The organism is Ramlibacter sp. (assembly GCF_013697775.1).
In the GTDB taxonomy this organism is placed as follows: Bacteria; Pseudomonadota; Gammaproteobacteria; order Burkholderiales; family Burkholderiaceae_C; genus Ramlibacter.
Map to the genome: position 1 here is coordinate 1 of NZ_JACCWG010000300.1, position 2,001 is coordinate 2,001.

Consider the following 2,001-nt stretch of genomic DNA (forward strand, 5'->3'; position numbering starts at 1 on the left):
GCGCAGCGGCGCCAGCCATCCGGCCGGCACGCCGCCGCGCGCGGCCTGCTGCTTACGCTCACCAATCCCAAGCCGATCCTGTTCTTCGGCGCGTTCTTCCCGCTGTTCATCAACCCACGCGCGCAGCGCTGGCTGGAGGGCTTCGCGCTGCTGGGCCTGCTGTTCGAGATGCTGAACCTCGTGTACTTCACGGCGCTCGTTTACCTGGTGGGCCGGCTGAACCGCTCAGGCGCCCGCAACGGCCGCGCCCAGGTGCTGCTGCGCCGCGCCGGCGCGCTCGCGCTTATCGCCTGCGGCGCCTGGGCGCTCAGCCAGCTGCATTTCCTTCAGCGGTAGCAGCCCGCTGCGCGCTGCTGCGCCCTGTACCATTCCCGCCATCGTTTTTCTATTCGTGGAGCAGAGCATGAGCAGCATTCGGACGGTGGGCATTATCGGCGCCGGCACCATGGGCAACGGCATCGCGCAGGCATGCGCCGTGGCGGGCGTGGACGCGGTCATGGTGGACGTTTCGGACACCGCCGTCAGCAAGGGCCTGGCCACCGTGGCCGGCAGCCTGGAGCGGCTGGTGAAGAAGGACAAGCTCACCGCCGCCGACAGGGACGCGGCGCTGGCGCGCATCAAGGGTTCGACGAACTCCGAGGACCTGAAGGCGGCGCAGCTGGTGATCGAGGCGGCCACCGAGAACGAAGAGCTGAAGCTGCGCATCTTGAAGCAGGTGGACGGATTGGTGGCGCCGGAGGTGGTCATCGCGTCGAACACCTCGTCGATCTCCATCACCAAGCTGGCCGCGGCCACTTCGCGCGCGGACCGCTTCATCGGCATGCACTTCTTCAACCCGGTGCCGATGATGGCGCTGGTGGAAATCATCCGCGGGCTGCAGACCAGCGACGCGACGCACGATGCGGTGAAGGCACTGGCCGAGCGGCTGGGCAAGTCGCCCATCACGGTGAAGAACGCGCCGGGCTTCGTGGTCAACCGCATCCTGGTGCCGATGATCAACGAGGCATTCTTCGTGCTGGCCGAGGGCATCGCGACGCCCGAGGACATCGACGCCGGCATGAAGCTCGGCTGCAACCACCCGCTCGGCCCGCTGGCACTGGCCGACATGATCGGCCTGGACGTGTGCCTGGCGGTGATGGAGGTCTACCTGCGGGAGTACGGCGACTCCAAGTACCGGCCCTGCCCGCTCTTGAAGGAAATGGTGGCTGCCGGGCGCCTGGGCCGCAAGAGCGGCCGCGGCGTGTACGGCTACTGACCCGCCACCGGGGCGCGCGGCCTTTAGGCCTTGCTGCTTTCCGACTTGATGACCAGGTCGCCGCCGGCGGCCTGGCTCATCCGGTCCGTCACGGTCCAGCAGCTGACGGCGGTCAGCACGACGGTGGCGGCGATCAGCAGGCGGGACACGATGATGCGGTGCGTTCTTTCCATGATCTCTTCTCCTGTTTGTCCGGGTGCAGTTGTTGCACCGATGGGAGAGATTCTTCCGGGAATCGCCTTTTTGCGCGATAAGACAGTTGCCTACCGGCGCTTAAGCACTTTTGCGCAGCGGCGCCGCGGCGGACTTAGGGAATTTGCTTAGCGCGCTCGCGGCGGTCCTGCAGGAAGCGCCGGTTGCTCTCCGGCCTGCCTTCGACGGTGCGCGGCGGCGACAGCCCGGGCGTAAGGCCCGGCGGCGCATCGGCACCGAGGCTCTTCACTGCGGGCGCTGCCGCCTGCATCGCGGGGCGCGCGGCCTCGAGGTCGAGCCGCGCTTCGGCACCGTCCTTGGCGAGCACCACATGGTCGGGCGCCACGCGGCGCAGCATCCAGCCACCGGCGACGGCGTCGCCGGTGCGGTAGAGCTGCGGCGCGGCGCCCTGGGTGCTCAGCAATGCCTCGGAGCGGCCGGACTCGGGACGCGCCAGCACACCTTGCAAGGCAATGCCTTCAGGGCGCGCTGCCGCAGCGACCGGCGCGGGGTGCGGCGCGCTGGCAGCCAACGGGGTTTGCACCGGCGCCGGC

The 2,001-nt window shown here is 68.8% G+C and carries 4 protein-coding genes; 2 read left to right on the forward strand and 2 right to left on the reverse strand.

From position 1 onward, the window contains the following. A partial coding sequence (locus H0U68_RS15110) for a LysE family transporter (protein WP_296356992.1) occupies positions 1-336 on the forward strand: 336 nt, incomplete at its 5' end. 67 nt (positions 337-403) lie between these two features. Further along, entirely contained in the window at positions 404-1,255 is an 852-nt protein-coding gene (locus H0U68_RS15115; protein ID WP_296356994.1) for a 3-hydroxybutyryl-CoA dehydrogenase, read from the forward strand. Between the two features lie 23 nt (positions 1,256-1,278). On the opposite strand, the gene H0U68_RS15120 is transcribed toward H0U68_RS15115, so the two are convergent. Further along, positions 1,279-1,428, reverse strand: coding sequence for a hypothetical protein (locus H0U68_RS15120; protein WP_296356996.1), 150 nt, complete (start codon positions 1,426-1,428; stop codon positions 1,279-1,281). A 134-nt stretch (positions 1,429-1,562) separates the two neighbouring features. Continuing rightward, positions 1,563-2,001, reverse strand: a 439-nt coding sequence (locus tag H0U68_RS15125) for a type II secretion system protein N (protein WP_296356998.1), incomplete at its 5' end; no start/stop codon positions are given.

Excerpts from the sequence above, each read along its gene's own strand:
- H0U68_RS15120 (WP_296356996.1), bottom strand. The coding sequence starts at position 1,428 with ATGGAAAGAACGCACCGCATCATCGTGTCCCGCCTGCTGATCGCCGCC.
- H0U68_RS15115 (WP_296356994.1), top strand. The coding sequence starts at position 404 with ATGAGCAGCATTCGGACGGTGGGCATTATCGGCGCCGGCACCATGGGC.